This window comes from Actinomyces wuliandei (genome assembly GCF_004010955.1).
Lineage (GTDB): Bacteria > Actinomycetota > Actinomycetes > Actinomycetales > Actinomycetaceae > Actinomyces > Actinomyces wuliandei.
Window position 1 is genome coordinate 1089981 of record NZ_CP025227.1, and the last position, 23097, is coordinate 1113077.

16 protein-coding genes are annotated in these 23097 nt (G+C 70.1%); 3 read left to right on the plus strand and 13 right to left on the minus strand.

Translation table 11 applies throughout. The features are described from left to right. Positions 1 to 186: 186 nt before the first annotated feature. Positions 187 to 4383 (plus strand): DUF5979 domain-containing protein, encoded by a 4197-nt coding sequence (locus CWS50_RS04485; protein WP_127841819.1) that lies wholly within the window; start codon positions 187 to 189, stop codon positions 4381 to 4383. Between the two features lie 237 nt (positions 4384 to 4620). Here the strand turns inward: CWS50_RS04485 and CWS50_RS04490 are convergent, their stop codons facing one another. The 13 genes from CWS50_RS04490 to CWS50_RS04550 all read right to left on the minus strand — a co-directional run bounded on the left by CWS50_RS04490 (position 4621) and on the right by CWS50_RS04550 (position 20057). Continuing rightward, a complete protein-coding gene (locus tag CWS50_RS04490; protein ID WP_127841820.1) occupies positions 4621 to 6324 on the minus strand; it encodes a hypothetical protein in 1704 nt (567 codons plus the stop codon). 81 nt (positions 6325 to 6405) lie between these two features. Beyond that, a complete protein-coding gene (locus CWS50_RS12900; protein WP_164860075.1) occupies positions 6406 to 7587 on the minus strand; it encodes a hypothetical protein in 1182 nt (393 codons plus the stop codon). Beyond that, positions 7580 to 7879: a hypothetical protein gene (locus CWS50_RS04500; RefSeq protein ID WP_127841821.1), complete on the minus strand. Its 300-nt coding sequence runs from the start codon at positions 7877 to 7879 to the stop codon at positions 7580 to 7582. Before CWS50_RS04500 ends, CWS50_RS12900 begins: the two co-directional genes overlap by 8 nt. Next, positions 7876 to 8232: an SAV_915 family protein gene (locus CWS50_RS13435; RefSeq protein WP_243118463.1), complete on the minus strand. Its 357-nt coding sequence runs from the start codon at positions 8230 to 8232 to the stop codon at positions 7876 to 7878. The genes CWS50_RS04500 and CWS50_RS13435 overlap by 4 nt, the downstream gene beginning before the upstream one ends. A 253-nt stretch (positions 8233 to 8485) precedes the next feature. Beyond that, positions 8486 to 9154: a response regulator transcription factor gene (locus CWS50_RS04510; protein WP_127841822.1), complete on the minus strand. Its 669-nt coding sequence runs from the start codon at positions 9152 to 9154 to the stop codon at positions 8486 to 8488. Then, positions 9151 to 10698 carry a sensor histidine kinase gene (locus CWS50_RS04515; RefSeq protein ID WP_127841823.1) on the minus strand — a complete coding sequence of 516 codons (1548 nt, stop codon included), beginning with the start codon at positions 10696 to 10698 and terminating at the stop codon, positions 9151 to 9153. Before CWS50_RS04515 ends, CWS50_RS04510 begins: the two co-directional genes overlap by 4 nt. 12 nt (positions 10699 to 10710) lie before the next feature. Further along, positions 10711 to 12027 (minus strand): UDP-glucose dehydrogenase family protein, encoded by a 1317-nt coding sequence (locus CWS50_RS04520; protein ID WP_127841824.1) that lies wholly within the window; start codon positions 12025 to 12027, stop codon positions 10711 to 10713. Next, a complete protein-coding gene (locus CWS50_RS04525; protein WP_127841825.1) occupies positions 12012 to 13082 on the minus strand; it encodes a phosphotransferase in 1071 nt (356 codons plus the stop codon). Before CWS50_RS04525 ends, CWS50_RS04520 begins: the two co-directional genes overlap by 16 nt. Next, the gene (locus tag CWS50_RS04530; protein ID WP_127841826.1) at positions 13070 to 14332 is read right to left on the minus strand and encodes an aminoglycoside phosphotransferase family protein; all 1263 of its coding nucleotides are present in this window, start codon (positions 14330 to 14332) and stop codon (positions 13070 to 13072) included. The genes CWS50_RS04525 and CWS50_RS04530 overlap by 13 nt, the downstream gene beginning before the upstream one ends. Beyond that, positions 14329 to 16314, minus strand: a complete 1986-nt coding sequence (locus CWS50_RS04535; protein WP_127843247.1) for an ABC transporter ATP-binding protein — start codon at positions 16312 to 16314, stop codon at positions 14329 to 14331. The genes CWS50_RS04530 and CWS50_RS04535 overlap by 4 nt, the downstream gene beginning before the upstream one ends. 166 nt (positions 16315 to 16480) lie before the next feature. Then, positions 16481 to 17638, minus strand: a complete 1158-nt coding sequence (locus CWS50_RS04540; protein WP_127843248.1) for a glycosyltransferase family 4 protein — start codon at positions 17636 to 17638, stop codon at positions 16481 to 16483. Next, a complete protein-coding gene (locus tag CWS50_RS04545) occupies positions 17638 to 18849 on the minus strand; it encodes a glycosyltransferase (protein WP_127841827.1) in 1212 nt (403 codons plus the stop codon). Before CWS50_RS04545 ends, CWS50_RS04540 begins: the two co-directional genes overlap by 1 nt. Further along, positions 18846 to 20057 (minus strand): glycosyltransferase family protein, encoded by a 1212-nt coding sequence (locus CWS50_RS04550; RefSeq protein ID WP_243118509.1) that lies wholly within the window; start codon positions 20055 to 20057, stop codon positions 18846 to 18848. The genes CWS50_RS04545 and CWS50_RS04550 overlap by 4 nt, the downstream gene beginning before the upstream one ends. A gap of 458 nt (positions 20058 to 20515) precedes the next feature. Here CWS50_RS04550 and nadD point away from each other — a divergent pair, with 458 nt between their 5' ends. Together nadD and CWS50_RS13440 are read left to right on the plus strand one after the other, a co-directional pair. Next, on the plus strand, positions 20516 to 21199 hold the full coding sequence (nadD, locus tag CWS50_RS04555; RefSeq protein WP_127841828.1) for a nicotinate-nucleotide adenylyltransferase: 684 nt from the start codon (positions 20516 to 20518) through the stop codon (positions 21197 to 21199). After that, positions 21189 to 23078, plus strand: coding sequence for a hypothetical protein (locus CWS50_RS13440; protein ID WP_243118464.1), 1890 nt, complete (start codon positions 21189 to 21191; stop codon positions 23076 to 23078). The genes nadD and CWS50_RS13440 overlap by 11 nt, the downstream gene beginning before the upstream one ends. Positions 23079 to 23097 lie beyond the last annotated feature (19 nt).

Sequence of the window (23097 nt, forward strand, 5' to 3'; positions counted from 1 at the left end):
GGAGAATTCTGCTGGTGGCCCTGTAAACGGGTTCTGGTGGCGCCGACCACTGGCTGTGTATCGGTTCTGTAAAAGTGTCTTCTTTTTGGTGTTGAGTGGTTGCGGTCTTTGCTGGGGCGTCAATACTGTTGGTTGTCCGGTGCCTGCGGCGTCGCGGGCGTGCTTGGTCTCGAAAAGGTCTTGTCTATGAAGTCTATTGCCGTCCGTGCGGCTGTGTCCTGTGGGGGGGCCGTCCGTGCTGGTGCCTGTTTGGTCCTGCTGGTCATGGTGGTGGCCGTGGTGGTGCCGGTCCTGGCGCCTGCGCCTGCGCATGCTGATGTCAACACAGGTATCAAGGTCACTAACCTGGCGCTGGTCAAGACGGACTCTGCGGAGAACCCGCTGTCTGGAAGGATGGAGACTGAGTCCATCGCGCTGCTGACCTTTGACTGGGACGCTGGTGGCGCTGATCTCAAGGACGGGGACTCATTCTCCATCGACCTGCCTGAGGAGCTCAGGTTCCGGGTTCCCCAGACGCGTGCCTTCACCCACTTTGTTGATGGGGTGGAGACGGAGGTCGGCACTTGTGTCATTGGTCAGGCCAGCATGGTCTGTACCTTTAACGAGGTGCTGCCCAGGCTTATCGGGCAGGGGTACAAACAGCCGTCGGGGTCTGGCAAGATCCAGGTGTACGCGGCCAAGGCGACCACGCAGGAGGAGCTGTCCTTCACTGTCAACGGCTCCGAGACCGTCATGGTGGACCTGCCTGGTGAGGGTGGTATTGGGGTTCGGGGGCGGAGGTACACGCCTGAGACCCTGCTCAAGGGTGCCAACGCTATGTCTGAGCAGTCGACGGGGGTGACCTGGAGCATTATCTTCAGCACTGACAGGCTCCAGCCAGAGTACGCCAGGAACGGGGTGGACGTGACCTTTGACGGCCGGACCGTTCACGAGATCGAGCTCACTGACGTCATAGGGCCAGGACAGACCTACCCTGAGGACCTGAGTCGGTGGCGCCTCACCCGGCACAACTCTGCCGACGAGCCGAACCCGCAGACAGCCGAGGTGGTCCTGGCCAGTGCTGCGGAGGGCTCGCGGGTCACTGACATGGGTGAGTTCAGCATCAAGGTGACCTACAGTGAGGAGGCGGACTCCGGCCAGAGCGCCCGGATTGTGCTGACCGGCCCGTTCGCTCCCCAGACTAACTACCGGGTGATCTACGAGTCCAGGGCCACGACTGAGGACGGCAAGGCTGTGCCCGGGTTCGTCTATGAGAACTACGCGTCTATTGACGGCACCAGCTTTGAGCGTGACGCGACCAAGTCCTTCCTGGACTCCTTCTCCCTGACGGTCAATATGCAGGCGGGCTATGGGACCTTCTCCCTGGACAAGTACGTGACCGGTCCGGCTTCTGACCAGGTGCCTGCGGGCTCCACCTTCACGGTCAACCTGAGCTACCAGCTGCCTGAGGGCGCGACGCGGTCGACCTACCCGGAGTGGGAGCCGCCGGGGACCCTCAACGCGGACCAGACCGGGGGGACTGCCTCCTTTGAGGTGGTCATGGGGCGTAAGAACGTCTTCGTGGGGCCGAACCCGTCGGTGACCTTCCCGGCGGGGACTGTGGTCACCTTGAGCGAGGCCGCCCCGTCGGTGGTCCTGCCTGAGGGCTACAGCTGGGGTGAGGGCCTGTTCGTGGTGGGTGGTGTGCCCACCACCACCTTGACGATCGCTGACCAGCAGGTCGTGGGTGCCTCGCTGACCAACCAGGTCAGGGCCGAGCCGTCCACCTTCGAGGTCGTCAAGACCGTTGACGGTGCCCCGGGCGCGGAGTCCAAGGACTACTCCTTCACCTACACCTGCTCCGACGGCACCGAGGGTGCCCTGACAGCCAAGGGTGACGGCACCCCGGTGCGCGCCACCGACTCCTTCGAGGTCGGCACCACCTGCACCATCGCGGAGTCCACTGAGGGTGCTGAGGTCAGTGGCTACGACCTGGAGGCCCCCCTGTCCCAGCGTGTGCGTGTCACTGCTGGGACCACCAGCGTGGCCCGGGCTGAGTTCACCAACACCTACACGCCCCGCACGGGTACTTTCACGGTGGCTAAGACGGTGGCTGGTGAGGGTGACTTCGCCCTGGAGAAGTTTGCTTTTGACTATGTCTGCTCTGATGGTAGTGAGGGCAGGCTGGAGGTCTATGGCACTGGTCGTGCGGTGAGCAGTCCTGAGGTTGCTGAGGGTGCTGTCTGTGAGATCAGTGAGGACGCGGACTCTGCTGCCAGGCAGGGCTACTCCCTGGAGAGCGAGCTGTCGGCCTCGACGGTGACCATCTCCCAGGACGCTCCTGTGGCTGTGACTGCGGTCAACACCTACACCAGGGAGGAGGGCACCTTCTCGGTGGCCAAGTCCGTGGCTGGTGACGGTGACTTCTCCGGTGACACCTTCGCCTTCGACTACACCTGCTCCACGGGTGAGAGCGGCACCCTCCAGGTCCCGGCCGACGGGACCGCGGTGACATCGCCTGAGCTGCCCGCAGGCGCCCAGTGCGAGGTGAGCGAGCAGGCTGACTCCGCCGCCAGGCAGGGCTACTCCGTGGAGTCGGGGCTGTCCAGCGGCCAGGTGACTGTCGTCAAGGGCGAGGACACGCCCGTGACCGCCACCAACACCTACTCCCAGGACACGGGGACCTTCTCGGTGGCCAAGTCTGTGGCTGGTGACGGTGACTTCGGGGGCGCCACGTTCTTGGTGGCCTACCAGTGCGTGCTGCCTGACGGGTCCACCAGCGCCGACACGCTCAGCGTCACTGGCGGCTCCTCCGTGGCCGGCCCGGTCCTGCCGGTGGGCACCCAGTGCGTGGTGAGCGAGGAGGACGCCTCCCGGGCTGGCTACGCCCTGGCGGCCAGCACGAGCGTGGACGGCCAGGTGGGCTCCTCCTTCGTCATCGCCAAGGACGCTGTCTCCGAGGTGGTGGTGACCAACACCTACGCCCAGCAGAGGGGCGGCTTCCAGGTGGCCAAGACGGTGGAGGGTGACGCCTCCGCCGCTGCGCCGGAGGAGTTCGTCTTTGACTACGCCTGCACCACCGATGACGGTACCAACCCTTCTGGTGAGGTGGCCCTCAGGGGCGGGGAGGTCGTGGGCGTGGAGGTGCCCGTGGGTGAGTGCGTGGTCACCGAGCGTGACGCCTCGGTGGGCGGGGCCGACCTGGCCACCACGGTCACCGTGGACGGCCAGGCCACCCAGGGGGAGGCTGACCAGGCCACGGTGACCGTGACCGAGGGGGCTGCTGTGGCGGTGGAGGTCACCAACACCTACACCGCCCACCGGGGCACCTTCTCGGTGGCCAAGACCACCGAGGGGCTGGCCGAGGGTGACGGGCTGGGTGAGCGGGAGGTCTCCTTCTCCTACACCTGCACCGACGGCTCCCAGGGCAGCCTGGGTGTCAGGGCTGGTGGCCAGGCCGTCCAGGCCGGGCAGAGCTTCGCGGTGGGTACTGAGTGCACCGTCACCGAGGTCGAGGGCTCGGCCCAGGTCGAGGGCTACGACCTGGCCGCGCCCGGGCCCCAGACGGTCTCGATCTCGGAGCAGGGTCAGGTGGCGGCCACCTCCTTCACCAACACCTACACCCCTGACACCGGCAGCCTCACGGTCACCAAGGCCGCCACCGGGGCCGACGAGGAGGTCGAGGGCAAGGAGTTCTCCTTCTCCTACACCTGTGACGACGGCTCCCAGGGCAGCCTGGTGGCCAGGGCCGACGGACAGGCCGTGGACGCCGGGGCCAGCATCGCCCTGGGCAGCCAGTGCACGGTCTGGGAGGACACCGACGCCGCGGCCATCGAGGGCTACGACCTGCAGGCCCCACAGGACCAGAAGGTCACCGTGGACTCCACCGACACCCCCGGCGTGGTCAACATGACCAACACCTACACCAAGCAGGCAGACCCGGAGCCCAGCCCGGGTGACGAGACGACTCCCCCCTCGCAGGAGCCCACCAGCGAGCCGACCACACAGCCAACCGGCCAGGACGGTCAGGACGGCCAGAATGGTCAGGACGGCCAGGACGGTCAGGACGGCCAGGACGGCCAGGACGACCAGAATGGCCAGAATGGTCAGGACGGCCAGAATGGTCAGGGCGGCCAGAATGGTCAGGACGGCCGGGACGGCCAGGACGGCCAGAATGGTCGGGACGGGCAGAATGGTCGGGACGGCTCGTCGGCCTCACCCAGCCCGGCCCCCTCAGCAGCGGCGGGTGGCCCAGCCACCGGCTCGGATGAGCCCCGGACGACCTCACCGGCCCGTCCCACGGGGTCCCTGGCCAGGACTGGTGCCACGGTCCTGCTCCCGGTCGCCGTCGCCCTGGCAGCAATTGCCGGAGGGGTCGCGCTCCTGCGCCGCCGCCGGTCGTGACGCCCGCCCTGTGAGGACGACCGCGCGACCACCTGCGGGCCCAGGACCGTGACCCAGACACCCTGGCAACGGTACTGAGCCCCACACCAAGGAGGGGGCCGCCCACCACCCACCGGTGAGCGGCCCCCCTCCCCATCCCCGTACCACCAGCGGGGCATGGGCTAGCAGTTGGTGTGACTGAGCGCCCGGCCGCACCTCTCGTGTCTGGCTGCCCTGCCGTGGGTGGGTGTCGCGCCGTCATGTCGCGGAAGGTGCGGTGCAGTTGTTGCGCCACATCCAGGGGGTGTCGGAGAGCTCGTCGGGGGTGGGTTCCAGGGTGGCCAGGACGTGGGTCAGCGCCTCCCGGGGCTGGTCCAGGGGGGCGCGGTTGCGGGGGCGCCGGTAGGTGGTGATCAGGCGGTCGAGCTGGCGCATGCTGAGGGGGAGGTGGCTGACGGGCAGACCGTGCTCCTGGCCGCGTGTGGCCAGGAGTGCCAGGCCCAGGCGTACGCCGACAAGCTGGGGCTCGTGGTCCCAGGGCAGGAGGTGGGTCTGGCCGTTGACGTGGGTCAGCTCCATGCCCTTGCGGGTCAGGGCGACCTCCTGGGGGCGGGGCAGGCCGGGACCCAGGCGCGCGAGTGTCTCGGCACCGGTGTACAGGCTCAGGGCGCCCAGCGCGTTCACGACGAGGGACGCCCCCGGTTCCTGGACAGTGCGCATGAGGACGCTCATGAGCAGTGCCAGCACGGTGATGGTTGCGGGCAGGCAGGCCTCCCACCAGGCCATCTCACGCGGGGGTGTCATGACCACGCAGCGTCGCCGCTCGTCCCAGTGCCACAGGCTGCGCCACCGTGACAGGGCCGCCACCAGTCGCCACCGGGCCAGTGCCAGGGAGACCAGGACCAGGGACGTGACGGCAAGGAGGGCTGCCGTGCCGGGCATGGCGGCGCGTAGTGCCAGGACGGCTGCCACCGAGGCCGCCAGGGCGAGGGCAGCGCGCACCGGTCCGCCGCGTCTTCTCCTCTGGTCGGTCCTGTCTGGTGGGAGCCACGGGATCCACTCCCTGCCCTGTGGGCGTGGGCTCCTGGGGGCTGGTGCGTCTGGGAGGGGTGGGCTGGGTGGTTGTGGGGTGTGCTGCCACATCCAGGGGGTGTCGGCGAGCTCGTCGGGGGTGGGCTGGAGGGTGGCTAGGACGTGGGCCAGGGCCTGGGGCTGGTCCAGGAGGGTGCGGTTGCGGGCGGGCTGGTAGGTGGCCAGCAGACGGTCGAGCTGGCGCATCCCGATAGGCAGGTAGACATGAGAGAACCTGTGGTCCTGGCCTCGGGCGGTCAGGAGCACGTGGCTGCGCTGGACTCCGGTGAGGCGGGGGCGGTGCCCCCAGGGCAGGAGGAGGGTCTGGCCGTTGACGTGGGTCAGCTCCATGCCCCTGCGGGTCAGAGCGACCTCCTGGGGGCGGGGACGGCCATGACGCAGGTGTGAGAACGTCTCGGCGCCGGTGTACATGCCCAGGGCGCCCAGCCCGCCCACGGCAATGGAGGAGTCCAGGGGCTGGAGGGAGAAGACCACGACGGCGACCGGCGGGGCCAGGACGGTGATAGCCAGGGACAGGCCGACCTCCCACCAGACCATCTCGCGCGGGGGTGTCAGGACCACGCAGCGCCTGGCGGGGTCCCAGGACCACAGGTCCGGCCAGCGTGACAGGGCCACCAGCACCCGCCACTGGGCCACAGTCGCCCCGATCATGAGCAGGGTCATGAAGGCGAAGAAGACGACCATGCCGTACATCGCCCCGGCAGACGTCAGGACCGTCGCCGCCGCCGTCAGCACGGCAAGGGTGGCAATAAACGGAACTCCTCGTCTCCTGCCCCGGTCGGCCTTCTCCGGTGGGACCAGTGTGTTCCAGCCCCAGCCCCTGCTCCGGGGGCGAGACCTCCTGGCCCGTCTCAGACCTAGGCGAGGCACATTCCCCTCCAGGGGTGCTCCAGACGGCGCGCACGGGAAGATACTGGGGGTGCTGGCCGGGCGGTGGGCTGGCCCCGCCTGCTAGCCGAAGACATGGCGCCAGGCCGAGGTGGCCTTGTCCGAGACCCAGCTCCCCGCGTCCCTGAGGCCCTCGTCAATCTTCTCCCGCGTGCGCAGGGGCACCAGGCTCTCATAGGCCCACCTCGCACCGATGCCAGCAACAGTGCCACCTGCAATGGCTGCTGCGGCTAGCAGCCAGGCGGGAGCCGTCGTCAGGGTCAAGGCTGTCGCCACTGCACCTACCGCCGCTACTGCTGCAGCTCCTCCCGCTGCTCCTGCAACGGTCTTCACCGCCACGGAGCTGGGGGAGTCGCCCTGGGAGATCTCCCAGCCGGACATGGCCAGGGACAGGACGACCCCGCCTGCCGTGGCCGCCCGGGAGGCGGCCGTGGCTACGGGTCCCATCTTGGAGGCGGCCGAGGCCTGAGCCCTCCGGGCCACGTTGTCCGACTTGGGGGCTTGTTTCCCCGCCTGTACCTTCGGGTTACCCGAGGCTGCCGCCGCCCGGGCGGTGGCTCCTGGGGTGGCCTTCTTGACCAGGGAGTAGTAGGCCGCACCCAGGTAGGCGTTCTCGATCCCGTTCTGCGCCACCTGGGACGCGGTCTGCGACAGGGCCTCCATGGCCACCTCGAAGAGGGGCGACTCCCCGCTGACCACCATGTTGGTCTCCGCCCAGGTGGTGAGCTTGTCGCGCACGTCCTGCACGTCACCGGAGAGCCTGTTGAAGAGCTCGACCTTCTTCAGGTAGGCCTCATAGGCGGTGTTGTCCGCCTCCCACTGCGTCTTCTGCGCGGCTGTGGCGTCCTTGGCCAGCTCTCCCGGGGAGCCCACTGGGTAGGGGGCCTCGATCAGCATGCCGCTGACCGTCAGGCCGCCCTGGGTGGCCTCGTCGCGGTAGCCCGCCATGTCCTCCTTGCGCCAGGTGATCTGGTCGCCCCAGGAGTGGATGACGTCGATGAAGGTGCCCAGCTCGTCACTGGCACTGTCACAGGCGGAGGACAGCTCTGTCGCGTAGTCCTCCACGGCCTGGCCGAACTCGCCGGAGATCTCCGTCCAGTAGGTGGAGGAGTCGCACAGGTCGGTGTCGGCGTCACTGAAGCCCGTCTGGAGCTTCTCCAGCCAGTCCGCCGCAGAGTGGACCTCCTGCGCGCTGGCGTCGATCTCCGTGTCGATCGTGGCCACGCACACACTCGTGTCAGTCACCGGACACCTCCTGCGCCAGCGCCCTCAGGTCGGCGGCGACGTCCTCATCAACCCCGGAGACCAGGTCCACGCCCGTGCGCGTGCTGCTGGCACCGTGGGCTGCCGCCTGCCCGAAGGTCCCCGCCGCCTCAGCAAAGAGCGTGAGCGCGTAGGCGATGTAGCCGGTACCCTCCCCACCGTTGACTGAGGAGGGCATGGTCGCGGCGTTGGCCTCCAGGCTGTCCTGCGCGTTGTCAAAGGACCTGGCCACCTGGCTGGCTGCGGCGTAGTCGATCTCCAGCTGGCTGCTCACCGCAGGGCCTCCTCCGTGCTGGGCGCCTGGGGCGGCGCCTGCCGCCACAGCTCGCGAGGCATCTCCATGTCCAGGTAGATGACGTCATAGGGCTGGGTGGCTTCCAGCTCGTGCAGCCTGTCGGTACGGCACAGCACCCAGGGCTGGTGCGGCCCCATGCACTGGGCGAGGCGGTCCAGCGCCGTGTAGGCCAGTAGCGCCACACGGCCGTCCTTGGTCTGACGCATCTCAACATCGGTGCCCCAGTTGGTCGTCTGGCCGGTGGAGGGCAGGTAGAGGACCGGTGGCACCGGCCTGCCCGCTGCTCCTACGGGGGGTGGCTGCTGACCGTCGAGGAAGAGAGGTGACTCCATGCCGGTGACGCTACGCCATTGTTATATCGCTACGCAACCGTTACTCACGATTTCCTGTCTCTTCCCTCCCGTCCTGGGCACCAGGTACGGGCAGAGGCCCCCAGCGGGGCGCTGGGGGCTGGGGCCGGGGCTGGATCGAGACCGTGAGGCACCACAGGCAGGTGCTTGCGGCGCTGGACCTCACCACCTGACAGGCTCTGTTGGCACTCTGTCGGCACTCAGTCGGCACTCAGTCGGCACTCACTGCCCCCGCCTACGCCAGCCGGTAGCCCATGCCGCGCACGGTCTGGACCCGCTCCTTGCCGAGCTTGCTGCGCAGGTAGGACACGTAGACCTCCACCACGTTGGAGCCTGGGTCAAAGTCATACCCCCACACGGTGCTGAGGAGCTGCTCGCGGCTGAGCACCTGGCCCGGGTGGCGCATGAAGGTCTCCGCCAGCGCGAACTCCCTGGCGGACAACTCTACCGTGTCCCCGGCGACCTCCATGGTTCGGCCCCGCAGGTCAAGCACCAGGTCCCTGTGGGTGAGCCTCACCGGGTCGGCAGGCTCGGCGGAGGCTGCCTCGGAGCGCAGGCGCACCCGTACCCGCGCCAGGAGCTCCTCGAAGGAGAACGGCTTGGGCATGTAGTCGTCTGCCCCCCGCTCCAGGCCCGCGACCCGGTCCGCCACGGAGGAGCGCGCCGTGAGCATGATGACGGGAGTGGACACCCCCTGCCCCCGCAGGCGCTCCAGGACCTCGAACCCGTCGATGTCAGGCAGCCCGATGTCGAGGACCACCAGGTCGATGTCCTCCTGGAGGACCACCTCCAGGGCCTCGGCCCCTGAGGCGGTGACCCGGGCGGTGTAGCCGGCTGCGCGGAGGCCCTTGGCGAGGAAGGAGGCGATCCGGGCCTCGTCCTCGACCACCAGGATGGTGCTCATCGGTCTGTGTCCTCCCTTGGGCTCACACTGCGGTCAGTCATAGTGTGAAGGGGGATCCTCAGGGAGAACAAGGACCCCAGCCCCAGGAAGGAGCGTATCTCCAGGCAGCCGTGGTGGGCCACGGCGATGCTGTCCACGATGCTCAGGCCCAGCCCCGTGCCCGACGCCTTCTGCGCCGCCGCCGCAGTGCGGCCAAAACGCTTGCGCACCAGGGGCAGGTCCTCCTCCGCGATGCCGATGCCCTCGTCCCTGACCCACATGAGCAGGCTGGAGCCGTCCACCCGGGAGCCCAGGCGCACCCGGGACCCGGGGTCGGAGTACTTGACAGCGTTCGCCGCCAGCTGCAGCCAGGCCTGGGTGATCCGGGTCGGGTCCACCATGCAGCAGATGCCCGCGACCTCCTCCAGCTGCCAGCGGCGGTCCCCCAGGCCCTGAGCCTTCTCGAAGACCTGCTGAGTGAGGACGGAGACGTCCACCTGCTGGGGGTTGATGACGTTGGTCTCGGACACGTCGGCCAGCAGGAGGAGGTCGTTGACCAGGGTGCCCATCCTGTCCACCTCGTCGATGGCCAGCTCCCGGGTCTGGGCGACGTCCTCGGCGTCGTCAGGGTCGAGGAGCTCGAGGTGGCCACGGACCACGGTGATGGGCGTGCGCAGCTCGTGGCCGACGTCGTCAAGCAGGTCGCGCTGGGCCTCGACCGAGCGCTGGACACGGTCCAGCATCCAGTTGATGGCCACAGCCAGCGTGGTCAGGTCGTCGCGCCCGCGCACGGGTACGCGGGAGGTCAGGTCGTTCTCACCGATGGCCTCAGTCGCCTCACGCAGCTGGCCGATCGGCCGCAGCAGCCGCTCCACGGCGAACCACGCCAGCGCCGCCACGAGCGCCACGGTAAAGACCGCGCTGGCTGCGTACATCACCATGGTGCGGCGCAGGTCCGCGTAGGCGGCGTCCAGGTCCACCACGTGGACCAGGGCCGCCCCTGTCGCCGAGCCGGACGCGGTCCTGGTCGGGGCGACCATGACGCGGTACCTCGCCTGGGAGGTCCGGACCTCCTCAATGACCACCTTGTCGCCGGTCACGTGGGACTCCAGGTGGTGGACCAGCTCCAGGTCGTTCTCGGGAGCGAAGGCTGCCTGGGTGGGAGGCAGCAGCGTCAGCTCGGAGCCGACGAAGCCCAGCCCGGCCTCGTCAGGCCCCAGGACCGACTGCTGGATGTAGGTGTAGACCGCCTGGGAGGGCTCGGAGAAAGGAGCCCCCGTGTCCGGGTCCACCCCCTGGTCGACCAGCTCCTTGAACCTGTCCCGGCTGCGCTCCAGCTGGGCGTTGACGTCGTTGCTGATGCTGTTCTGGCCCAGCAACCACACGAAGAGCCCGGAGACCCCCAGGGCCACTCCCGCCACCACGACGATGGCGACCATCACCCGGGTGCCGATGGTGACAGACGCGACAACCTGGGGCTCCTTGGCGGGGTTCCCGGCGTCCTCACCGCCCGCCCACTCAGGGGGGTGGGGGTGTCCAGCCCCTGGGCGGCGAGGCAGGCGCATGCTCAGCACCCCCTAGCGCCCGACTCCCACGTACTGCCACCCGGCCTCGCGCCAGGCGGCCGGGTCCAGGGCATTACGGGCGTCGATGACGACCTGGCGGGCGACGTGCGCGGCCACCAGGGCGGGGTCGAGCTCCACGAACTGGTCCCACTCGGTGAGCAGCAGGACCAGCTCAGCCCCCTCCAGCGCCGTGGACACGTCCTCCTCACGCCTGACGTGAGGGTGGGTACGTGCCACCACGGGCAGGGCGTGGGGGTCGCAGACGGTGACCACGGCCCCGAGGTCTGACAGGCGAGAGGCCACGTCCAGGGCGGGGGAGTCGCGTACGTCGTCACTGTCCGGCTTGAAGGCCGCACCCAGGATGGTGACGGGTACCTCGCTGAGGTCCCCGCCCACGTGCTCCAGGGCCAGGGCCACCACCCGCTCCCGCTGGGCCTGGTTGACCGAGTCCACTGTCTCCAGGAGGCTGGCCAGGCCCTCGGCGCCGTGTGCCCGGGCACTGGCCTGCAGCGCCCTGATGTCCTTAGGGAGGCAGCCTCCCCCGAATCCCACGCCCGCCCGCAGGAAGCGGTGTCCGATGCGGGCGTCGTAGCCGATGGCCTGGGCCAGCACAGTGACGTCCGCCCCGGCTGCCTCGCACAGCCCCGCCATCGCGTTGATGAAGCTGATCTTGGTGGCCAGGAAGGAGTTCGCCGCAGTCTTGACCAGCTCGGCGGTGGCGTAGTCGGTGAGGATCCGCGGGATCCCCTCAGCCAGGAGAGGGGCGTAGACAGCGTCAAGGACCTGCTGGGACTCCAGCGCCTCCTGGGGCTCCTCGGCAAGCCCGTAAACGATGCGGTCAGGGTGCAAGGTGTCCCTCACGGCGAAGCCCTCTCGGAGGAACTCTGGGTTCCAGGCTGTGCGCGCCCGCCCGGCCAGACGCTCGCTGACCTCATGGGCCGTGCCCACCGGGACCGTGGACTTGCCGACGACCAGCGGCCCGTGGCCCTCGGGAAGAACAGACCGCAGCAGCTCGACGGCGGAGCGCACCTGAGACAGGTCGGCCTGGCCCCCGTCGGCGGACTGGGGGGTGCCCACGGCGATGAAGTGGACCTCCACGGCCGCCATCTCCTCCCGCGAGGGGCTGGCGGTGAAGCGCAGGCGACCGCCCTCCACCTGGGAGGCCAGCAGCTCGGGCAGGCCCGGCTCGTAGAAGGGGGCCTCGCCCCGTGACAGCGCAGCCACCCGCTCGGGGTCGGTGTCGATCCCCAGGACGTCGTGGCCCAGGGAGGCCATGGCGGCGGCGTGGACGGCACCGAGGTAGCCGCATCCGATCACTGACAGCTGCATGATGAGTTCCAATCAATGGTACGTGACATGGACAGGGTATCTTCCAGGCGGCGCGACACCCAGGCAGGAAGCCAGGTGTGGGCCGCAGGCCTGAAGGCATGGACGAAGACCAGGCGCAGGGCGGCGGCGTGGCGGTACACCCGCAGCCTAGAGGCGCTGGTGGGAAGGGAGCGGGCCAGGTCGTCAAGGAGGCCGCTGACCACCTGGAGGCCGTGCAGGCTCAGGCGGCCGTGGACGGTCATCAGCTCGAGGTGGGCCATGAGGTTGCCCAGGTCGAGGGCGGGCTCGGCAAGCGCGGGAGTGTCCAGGTCCAGCAGCGACGCCTCGGTGCCGTCCCACAGGACCTGACCGTCGTGGAGGTCGCGGTGGGCGACGATGACTGCGCCCGGGTCCTGCCCCAGCTCGGCACAGGTGACCTCGACCTCCTCCTCCAGGCGTGACAGGCTGGTGCCCTCCGGAAGGAGGGGCTCCAGCAGGCCGTGCCCGGCTGCCCGGTCGAACCAGCGGCGCAGCACCTGGGCCTCCTGACGGGGGCCGTGGACGGGAAGGTTCGCCCTGACCTGGGCCAGCGCGGCCCAGGCCTGCGTCAGGTGCTCCCAGCCGACCAGGCCGTCGTCACCAAGGTCGCGCAGGCTGCGCCCGGGAAGCAGCTCCAGGTCGACGTGGCAGTGCGAGGAGCCCAGGACCCGGGCGGTGCGTAGTCCCGTGGCGGCGAAGGCGCCCGCCCCCGCCGGGCTGGCCAGAGGCGTGGCCCGGCCCCGCCGCACCGCCTTGCGGACGCTGTCACTGCCGATGGTGACGGCACGTCGGCCGTAGCGGTGCACCACGAGCCGTCCCGGGGCCGTGGGGGACAGGGCGGGCAGCGCGGGGTCCGTGCCGTAGGGGAGGAGGTGGACCTCTCCCTGGGCGCTCAGCTCGCCGGCTCTGAGGCGCTCCTCCTGGTCGCGGCACTCGATACTGACGGCCCCGTCCCGTCCCGGCCAGGCCCGCAGCAGCCCGGGGACGGCCTGCAGGCGCTCCAGGGTGCCTGCCTGCCCGGGTGTCACCGCTTCCATGGGCACGCCTCCTCCAGGTAGGTGAGCGTCTCGTCGATGTCCTGGCGCCACGTGGGGGCCGCCTGGTGCAGCGGCTCGGCCAGCCGGGACAGGCGGGCCAGGGCGAGGGCTGTGCCCAGCTCCTCCCTGCCGGGAACCGTGCCCCCGCCGTGGGCATAGCCTGACAGGAAGGCCTGCGAGACCCCGGGCGGGGCCACCGACAGGTAGGCACCCAGGTCGGTGGCCGCAGGTGCCAGGCGTGCCCGGTCAAAGTCCGTCAGCCACACCTGGCCGGTGGACGGGTCGTGCAGGAACTGGTCGGCGGAGGCGTCGCCGTGCACCAGGAGAGGTGTCCCGGGCAGGTGGCGGGGCAGCGCGGCGCCCACGGACACGGCCCGCGCGGCCAGGTCCGGGGCTACGGCCTCCAGCACGCTGGCGTGCGCCCGGGCAAGGTCACCGGGGCTGGGGTGCCCGTCGGGCAGCCGCTGGCGCAACCGTGCGGGTAGTTGCGGGGTGCCCGCGTGCAGGGCGGCCAGGAGCGCCCCTGCCTGGTAGTGGTCACCCGGCTGGCTGGAGGCGGCGAGGTCCTGGCGACCGCAGCGCTGCTGGACGCTGACGTGCCCGGGGTCCGCCTGCCCCAGGTCCTCCTCCAGCCTGGGGACGGGGACCAGACTGCCCGCGAATCGGTGGACCTCCTCGAGCAGAAGGCCCTTGTCCACCTCCCCGGCACGTATCCGGGCCACCGTGTGCTCCTGGCGGACCACCAGCCGACGGGCCGGGTTGTAGCGCAGCACGTCATCAGGCTCCCAGGAGCCCACCGCCCCATGGTGCAGGGCACGGTCCAGGTGGGGCAGGAGCCAGGGGTCGTCGGCCACCTGGCCCACCAGCAGGACCAGTCCGCCGCCCAGGCAGGAGGTGGTGGCGCTACGGCCTGTCCTGGCGAGCTGACGCAGGGTCTTGCGCGCCTTGGAGGTGGAGACGGGCCACAGGATCCTCGCCCAGCCGCTTGCGTGGCCTGTCCGGCGGTCCTCCAGGGACATCAGCATCGAGACCTCAGGCTTGACCCTGAGGTGGGCGGCGCGCACCTGGGCACCGGTGCGCGCGCTGAGCCAGTCGGCGTCCAGGACCCGCTCCAGGACCCCGGTAGTCGAGGTGTCACCCAGGCAGGCGCCGTCGAGTGGGTAGCTGGCCGGGGGCAGGTCCTCCCAGGAGACAGGTGCTGGGGAGACGGGTACTGAGGAGGGGGAGGGAAACGTGCTCGTCCCGCTCATGCCACGTCCTCCCTGCTGTGCAGGCGCAGCCTGCCCTCCGTGTGCTTTGCCGGGTCTGTCACCGCGTTCTTCGCCGCCTCCTCGGTGTCTATGTCCTTGGGGTCTACGGTGCCGTCCCCGGCGTCGTGCCCCGCTGTGTCGTCTCCGTCGTCTTCCGCCATGCCGTCCAACGCGTCGTGGGCAGCGTTCCTCTCCACGTCCTGAGTGAGTCCGGACAGCGCCATAGGTGGTGGGCTCTGCGTGCCTCCTGCCGACGCCCAGGCACGGAAGGCCTCGGAGGACTTCAGAAGCCTGCTGGGCCTGTCCGCCAGGCGGATGTGCCCGTCCTCGACCCACACCACCCGGTCGGCCCGCATGGCGACCTCCGGGTCGTGGGTGACGGTCAGGGTGGTGCGGCCCTCGACCAGCCGGTCGATGGCGTTGAGCACCAGGGTGGTAGAGGCCGGGTCCAGGCCGGTGGTCGCCTCGTCGAGGATGACGACCGGGGAGTTACGCAGCAGGGCGCGGGCGATGGCCACCCGTTGGCGCTGGCCGCCCGACAGCGTCCCGCCCCGCTCGCCCACGACAGTGTCGTAGCCCTCAGGCATCTGGGTGATGAAGTCGTGGGCGTGAGCCGCGCGCGCGGCCTCCTCGACCTCCTCGTCAGTGGCGTCCTGCCTGCCCAGGCGGATGTTGTCACGGATCGACCCGGTCAGCAGGACCGCCTCCTGGTGGAGGACGGAGACCTGGGAGCGCAGGTAGGCCAGGTTGATCTCCTCCAGGGGGTGCCCGTCGAGGGTGACCTGCCCGCTGACAGGGTCCATGGCCCGGGTGACCAGGGAGGTCAGTGTCGACTTGCCCGACCCTGAGGGGCCGACCAGCACGACGTGCTGGCCCGGAGTCACCGTCAGGTCCACCCCGTGGAGCACCTCGGTGCCCTCGTAGGCGGCACGCACCGCTGAGAAGCGGATCAGGCCGCGCACCCGGGCAGGAGTCAGCCCCGGCTCGGCAGAGACGATGTCGGGGGTGATCTCCAGCAGCGTAGCCACCCTCTCGCCGGAGGCTGCGGCCCGGGCGATGCGCCCGGTGTACTTGGCCATGTCCCGCAGGGGCTTCATGGTGGTACGCAGGTAGGTGGTGAACAGCACCAGGTCCCCGGGCGACATGGCCCCGGCCAGGACCCTCATCCCGCCGCCAACCATGACCACGGCCGTGGCGACCCCGACGATGACGTCGGTGGTGCGCTCCAGCCTGGCGGCGATGCGACGAGAGCGGACCCCTTCCGTGAGCGACTTGGCGTTGGCGCCGGTGAACCGTTTCTGGATCAAGGGCTCCAGCCCGTAGGACTGGACCACCTTGATGGCCCCTAGCGCCTCCTGGGCGGTGTTGGCCAGGTGGCCCTCAGCCTTGCGTGAGCGCATGGAGGCGGACGTGATGTGCCGGGAGGTCCCGGAGGACGCCAGGACGAAGGCGCCTACGGCCAGCACGACGACGACTGCCAGCAGCGGGTCCAGCACCACCATGACCACCAGCATCACCACCAGGGTGAGCAGGTTGGCCGCCAGCGGCATGCCCGCTGTGACCGCTACCTCCTGCATCCGGTTGATGTCGGCGATGAGGCGCTGGACGGTGTCGGCGCTGCGGTTGCGGGAGTGGAACTGCTGGGACAGTCCCTGCACGTGGCTGAAGACCCGGACGCGCAGGGCTGCGGCGGTGCGCGAGCCCACCAGGGCGAAGGCGACGGTGGCCAGGTAGCTGCACAACGCCCTGGCGGAGACCACGGCGACCTGCAGCGCGCCCAGCCCTAGCAGCCCCGGCAGGCCGACCGGGGCCGTGCCCGTGTCGGTCCCCAGGGAGGACACCACCGAGTCGATGACGATCTTGAGGGGCCAGGGCTCCAGCACCCTGAACCCGACCTCGGCCAGGAGGGCGACGATGCCGCCCAGCAGGAGCGGCCACATGGGCCTGGCATCGCGCCACACCATCCTCAGGGTGCGCCGCATGGGGGCGGGGGTCTCCTCCTCCACTGCCTGTGCCGCCCCGGCCACCTGTGTCCCGGGCGGGGTACGGTCGTGCTGAGTAGTCCTGCGCTGAGTGCTGTCGCGCCGGGCAGCGTGCTGGGCGTTGTCGTCGCTGCCACGCCCCGGGGTGCTGTCAGGTACTGGCTGCTCAGGCACGGCCTACCCCCGCAGCGTCCAGGATGGTGGCGACCACGCCCGCCCACGAGTGGCGCTGCTCCGCCCGGCGGCGTCCCAGCGCGCCCACCTGGGCGCGCTGGGAGGGGTCTGCGGCCAGGGCGTCGATGGCTTGTGCCAGGCTGTGGGGGTCCGAGGGCGGCACCAGGGTGCCCAGCCCCTCCAGCAGCTGGGGCACCTGCCCCACGGCTGAGGCCACGACCGGCAGCCCGCAGGCCAGGTACTCCAGGACCTTGAGGGGGGAGAAGTACTGCTGCTCCTCCCCGCCCAGGTCCGGGTAGGGGGCCACTCCGATTGCCGACCCGGCCAGGTGGTCGGGCATGTCCTGGGGGGCGACGGCACCGCGGAAGTCGACGTCCAGGCCCAGCTCGGCCGCCTGTGACCGCAGGGCTGGCATCTGGGGGCCGGAACCGATGATCCTCAGGCTCCACGGGACCTGGGCCAGGGAGGCGGCCGAGAGCAGGTCGCTCACCCCGTGCCAGGGCTTGAGCGTGCCCACGAAGGTCACCACCACCTGGTGGGGGTCCTCCGGCTGAGGCTGGATACGGCGCACGCTGACGCCGTTGGGCACGGTGATGACCCGCCTGCTCCCCGCGTCGGCGTGACCGGGGTCGGCGGCTCGCGCGTGCTGCCGCACCCAGGCGGCGACCGGCTCCGAGACGCAGGCGGTGGCCGAGGCGGCGCCCACCTGGGCGGCGAGGACATCCCAGGCACGCTCCTGGTCCACCAGCTCACGGTGCTGACGCTGCTCCTCCACGAGGGGAGAGTTGACCTCCAGGACGCCGGAGATCGTCTCCGAGCCGGTGACGACACGGGCCAGGGTGTCGCTGAACAGGGAGTAGCGCTCATAGACCAGGTCGGCGCCGTCGGCGGCCACCATCTGGGCCACCTGCTGGGCCGCCCGGCCCTGCGCCTGCTCACGCTCCGCGGTGGTGGCTCCGGTCACCTCCACGGTGCGCACCGGCAGGTCCGTGAGGTCATCGGGTACGTGCTCGCCCAGGCGTGCCGTGTAGAGGACGACGTCGTGCCCCAGTGCCCGCAGCTCGCGCAGGACCTCCTGGACGTGGACCGAGGCCCCCTTGGTCCCGAAGACGGGGATCCCGGGGTCAAGACAGATGTAGGCGACTCGCATCATGCTCCTCCCCAGCTGTCGGACTGCCAGGCTGACAGCGCCGCAGCCTGGTGGCGGGAGTCGAACTGCTCCTCAATGAGGGCGCGCGCGCCCTGCGCCAGCTTGAGGGTGTCGGTCGTGCCGTCAGCGATCCTGTGCAGCGCCCGGGCCAGATCGCCGGGGCTGCCCGGCGGCAGCAGCACACCGGTCTCCCCGTCGCGCACCACTTCCGGCAGGCCGGAGACGGCGGTGGCGACCACAGGGGTCCCTGAGGCCATCGCCTCCAGCACCACCGTGGGCAGGCCGTCAATGTTGCCGTCCTCGGCCTCGACGCACGGCGCGGCGAACACGTCGCAGCGGGACAGCAGGCAGCGCACCTCGGCCTGGGTCATCGGCCCGAGCAGGCGCACCTGGCCACTGAGGCCCAGCTCGGTGACCTGGGACTCAAGATTGTCGCGCTCCTCCCCGTCCCCGGCGATGTCCAGCTGGACCGGGACCGAGGCGTCGGCCAGGAGCCTGACGGCATCGACCAGGTCGGCAAACCCCTTCTTGGGCACCAGGCGGCCCACGGCAGCGACCTGGAGGGGGAGGGTCGGCCGGGTCGGGGGCGAGTAGGGGAAGCGCTCCAGCTCCAGGGCGTTGTAGCGCAGGGAGACTGTCGCGCCTGTGCCCGCCAGCAGGGTGCGCAGGTGGGCCTCGTTGTACTGGCTGATGGCGATGACTCTCTCGGCGTCGGTGCACACCCGACGCAGCCACTGGGGGTCCACCGAGTTGTGGTAGATGTCCTTGGCGTGGGTCGTGACCGTGTAGGGCACGCCGGTCAGGGTGGAGGCGATCCAGGTGACGCGGGCGGACAGGGAGGCGAAGTGCGCGTGCAGGTGGGTGATGCCGTCGGCACGCACCCTGCTGGCCAGCTCGACGCCCTGTGCCACCTCGTCGCCAGGCAGGGTCGCCAGGACCGGCATGATCTGGGCAAAACGCTCCCGCTCCTCCTCGCTGGCCAGGTAGCCGGTGAGCTGGGCCCACATGTCGCTGGCCTTGAGCGGGCGGCTCACCCACTGCACCCTGGCCCGGACCCTGGCGATCTCGGGGTGGAAGCGTGCGTCCGTGGTGGGGCGCAGCGCGTAGATGGACAGGTCGTCCCCCAGGGCCTCGCGGGCCAGGATCTCCGTGACGACGAAGGTCTCGGAGAAGCGGGGGTAGACCTTGAGGACGTAGCCGATGCGCTTCATGAGGCACGAGCTCCTTCTGCCGGGAGGGCCACGGCAGCCGCAGACGTACGCACGAGTCCGTCCCGGCATGTCGGGGAGGCCAGGAGAGAGCTGGCGAGCCGGGGCACGCTGCTCAGGCCGTCAAGGTCGAGGTGCTCACGGTCCTGCCGGCCTTCTACGGCCTGGGCGGCCCACCGGCTCAGGGCCTCAGGAGTCAGGGAACCCAGGTCCAGGTGGTCCAGCGCGCCTGCCCGCGACAGGGCCCTGGCACGGATGGCCTGCTCCTGACGGGGCACCTCGCGGGGAACCAGCAGCGCCGGGGTAGAGGTGGCCAGGATCTCGCAGACCGTGTTGTAGCCAGCCATCGCGATGACAGCGGCGGCCTCAGCGATGTGGTGGCTCATTCCCGGCAGCGAGCGCCGCACCCGGGTCCGAGGGCCGGCTGAGTCCTCAGCCTGCCGCAGCTCCTCCTCGCTCATCTGGGGGCCGGCGACCACGACGTGGTCGTGACCTGGGGGTGGGGTCATGGACACGGCAGCCCGAAGGAGCGTGTAGCCGTCCGAGCCGCCACCCACCGTGGTCAGCACGAATGGGCGGTCAGCGTGCTCGGGACGGGCCTCCACGGCCTGCCGCCCGTGGGCCAGGTAGCCGGTGAAGCACACACGGTCGTTGAGCGCCCAGGGGCTCTCTCCGGTGGAGATGATGTTGTGGACCTCCGGGTCGCCGTACACCCAGACCTGGTCGATCAGGCGCCTCATCTGCGAGGCTGACCCCAGGCTGTCCCACTCGCGGACCAGGGTCCGGGGGGTGTCGAGGACCTCGCGCAGCCCGAGGACCACCCGGGCGGAGGGGCGCTCGCGCCGCAGTGTGCGCAGTGGCTCCCGCAGCTCGTGGCGCACCCCGTAGGGGTGTCTGTCGATGATGACCAGGTCCGGGGCGAAGGCTGTGACCGCCGCGCCCAGCATCTGGGAGCGCAGCTGGCCCAGGTGGCTCCTGGTGATGCGCAGGTGGCGAGGCTGGTAGCCGTTGCTTGACTTGGCCACGCCCGGCAGGACGAGCCAGTCGAAGCCGGGTGGCAGGGTGTAGTCCTCGGCCGGTGGGAGCCCGGTGACCACCATGCCGGTGACCTCCTGGCCGGTCAGGCCGGGAAGCAGCCGGGCCAGGTGGTGGGCCAGCGCCAGGTTGCGCCTGAGGTGGCCCAGCCCCAGGGCGTCGTGGCTGTAGAGCATCACCCTGATCGGTGCGGTGGTTGCGGTTGGTGCGGTGGTCGTGGCCGCCGTCTGTGCAGACGGCACGGCTAGTGCCGCAGTCGCCGTCGTGTCTGGCGTCGTGGTTAGCATCGGCGTGCTTCTCTCCCTCGTTGTCTCCCCGTCGGGCAGGTCTGCCCACCCGTCGGCAGACAGGCAGGGGACGTTCATGAGACAAGGCTGTCAAGGCTGGGCGAGACCACGATGAGGGACAGATGAGAAAGCTCTTATCTTTAAGTAGATCTCGATTGTGTCATAGGACCTATGGGTGCCGGGTGGGAGGGCCTGGTGCGGGCCGCGCCAGCCGGGGCGATTCGCTCCGGGCGTTGCGAAGGCCCACGAGCGGTGCGCCTCATGGCAGTATGTCCAGCAGCTGCACGTACCCGTACCGGCAGAGGAGAGGCAGACGTGACCGCCAGTAGTGATGCGAGGCACAGGGCTTGAGCGCGCCTGAACGCCCGCTGCGCATCGGCGTCATGGGCGGAACCTTCGACCCGATCCACCACGGTCACCTCGTGGCTGCCAGCGAGGTCCAGAACGTCTTCGGCCTGGACGAGGTGCTCTTCGTCCCCACCTGGGCGCAGCCCTACAAACGGGACAGGCGTGTCTCTCCGGCGGAGCACCGCTACCTCATGACGGTCATCGCCACGGCGTCCAACCCGCGCTTCACCGTCTCCCGGGTGGACATCGACCGGGGCGGTACCACCTACACCATTGACACTCTCCACGACATCGGGGCAGAGTATCCTGGGGCGGAGCTGTACTTCATCACGGGTGCGGACGCCCTGGCGCAGATCCTCACCTGGAAGGACAGTGGGGAGATCTTCGACCTGGCGCACCTGGTCGGCGTGACCAGGCCCGGCCACGTCCTGACAGGCTCAGGAGTGCCTCAGGACCGTATCTCCCTGGTGGAGGTGCCCGCCATGGCCATCTCGTCAACCGACTGCCGTCAGCGGGTTGGACGGGGAGAGCCCGTGTGGTACCTGGTCCCGGACGGCGTCGTGCAGTACATCCGGAAGTACGGGCTCTATCGTATGGCCCTGCGTCCGTCGTCGACGACGTCGATGACGGCGCGGGTGGCCCGCGAGCAGTCCCTGAGGAAGGAGAACGACGGTGAGCACTGACCAGACCGGCGTCAGCAGCCCTACGTCAGACGAGACGACGGAGGGCGCGCGGCGGGCTCCACGTAGCAGCCGACGTGCCATCCGCCAGGCGGAGAGGGCTGCCGAGCGGGAGGCGATCCTGACCGGGCAGCAGCCGCTCCTGACCCGTCGTGAGATGCGGCGCTTGCGGGAGGAGGCCAAGGCGCTGCAGGCTGCGGTCGAGGCAGGTGAGATCACCGAGGAGCAGGCCCGCGCACTCCAGGACCCGCTGGCGGAGCAGCCGGTTGTCGAGGACCGTACCCAGTCTGCTGACAGCGGCAGCGGTGTCACCAGTACGGCACCGCAGGAGGAGCAGGACCCGCAGGAGCAGGCCTCCGAGGCGGACCAGTCCCTCACAGGTGCTGCGGTGGCAGGTGCCCAGGATGCCTTTCAGGGTGATGAGCACCCCGGGGCCGGGGGGGTGCCTGGGGGCGGTGCTGCCGAGGGGCCTGGGGGCCAGTCAGACTGGTTCGACCTGGCCGCTCCCGCGACGTCTGCCGCGTCCTCGGGGGCGGGAACGGGTTTCCAGCCAGACCCTCAGGGGAGGCAGCCGCAGGGCGGTGAACCCGGCGGCCCTGGTGGCCCTGCTGACAGCGGTGCCGTCCCGGGCGGTGCTGCCGACCAGGCTCCTGGCGCAGAGGGCTCGCCCAGCTGGCGGGCGTTGACGGCGGATGAGGCGGTCGCCCTGTCAGAGATCCCCACGGGGCTCATGGACGCCGTTGACCTGCCGATCGTGGCCGAGGGGCAGTGGTCCGCCCCAGAGGAGGACTCGGGTCCCGCCCCGGTCCCGGCACGGGCCTCGCTGCGTGAGCGGCTGGAGACCGGTCAGACGCCGATGGTGCCCGGGGCGGGGGCAGCCTCTGGCGGCTATTCTGGTGGTGTCGGCGGTGACGGCGCGTCGGCTCCGGGGGCGCAGGCTGGTGCCAGCCCAGGAGGTGCCGCTGCCCAGCCTGCCTCGGACTCTGCCGCCTGGCAGGGGCCGTCCCAGGGTGGTCAGGACGGCGAGGTCAGTGAAGACGGCGGCGAGCGCTACGGAAGCTATGGCGGCTACGGACGCCCGGGTGGCTATGGTGCTGGTGGCTCCAGTGACGCTGGCTACGACGCTGGCTATGGTGACTACGAGGCTTCCCAGGGGGCTGCGGGTCCCGCAGGTACCCCTGCCAGGCCCGACGCCTCCACCCGGCTCCAGGGCGGGGCGGAGGCGTCCTCGGTGCAGCCGACGAGCGGCGGGCAGGGACAGGCTGCGGGTGCGGCCTCCGCGCCCTCCTCGGCAGTGCGCCGTCCTATCGTGCGGATCCCGGCGGCGGCCCAGGGCGTGCGCACGGTCAACGCCTCCACCGGTGAGCTCAGCGCCGTGCAACCGGTGGGCTCGGACGAGGAGGCTGGGCAGCAGCCGGTTGGCGGCCCGTTCCCGGCTGCGGACGCGGTGACCTTTGAGGACGAGACCAGTGTGATTCCTGCGGACATCGCCACGGACTTCGAGGACGACGCTCCTCAGTGGCCCTCACTGCGCCAGGACGCCTCTGCTGCCGAGGCCGCCGCCGGTCAGCCAGTGAGCCCCTACAGCCTCCCCGACCAGCCCGGCTCTGACAGGGCGCAGGAGGCTGCTGCGGGTGCCTTCACCTCCACCGAGTGGGACACCGTCGCCGCGCCACGCAGTGCTGTCGCCCTGGAGGACTCCTCGGCGCAGGAGCCCTCGCGGACAGGACGGGTCCTGCTGATCGCCCTGATCGTCCTGGTCGTCGTCCTGGTCGTCGCCGCAGTGGTCTGGTTCATCGTGTCCCAGACGGGGGGCAGCTCTGAGGCCACAGGGTCTGCGGCGCTGGCGGGCAGGGCCGCGGACGCCAGTCGGCTCCTGTGAACGCCGGAGGTCCCCGAGG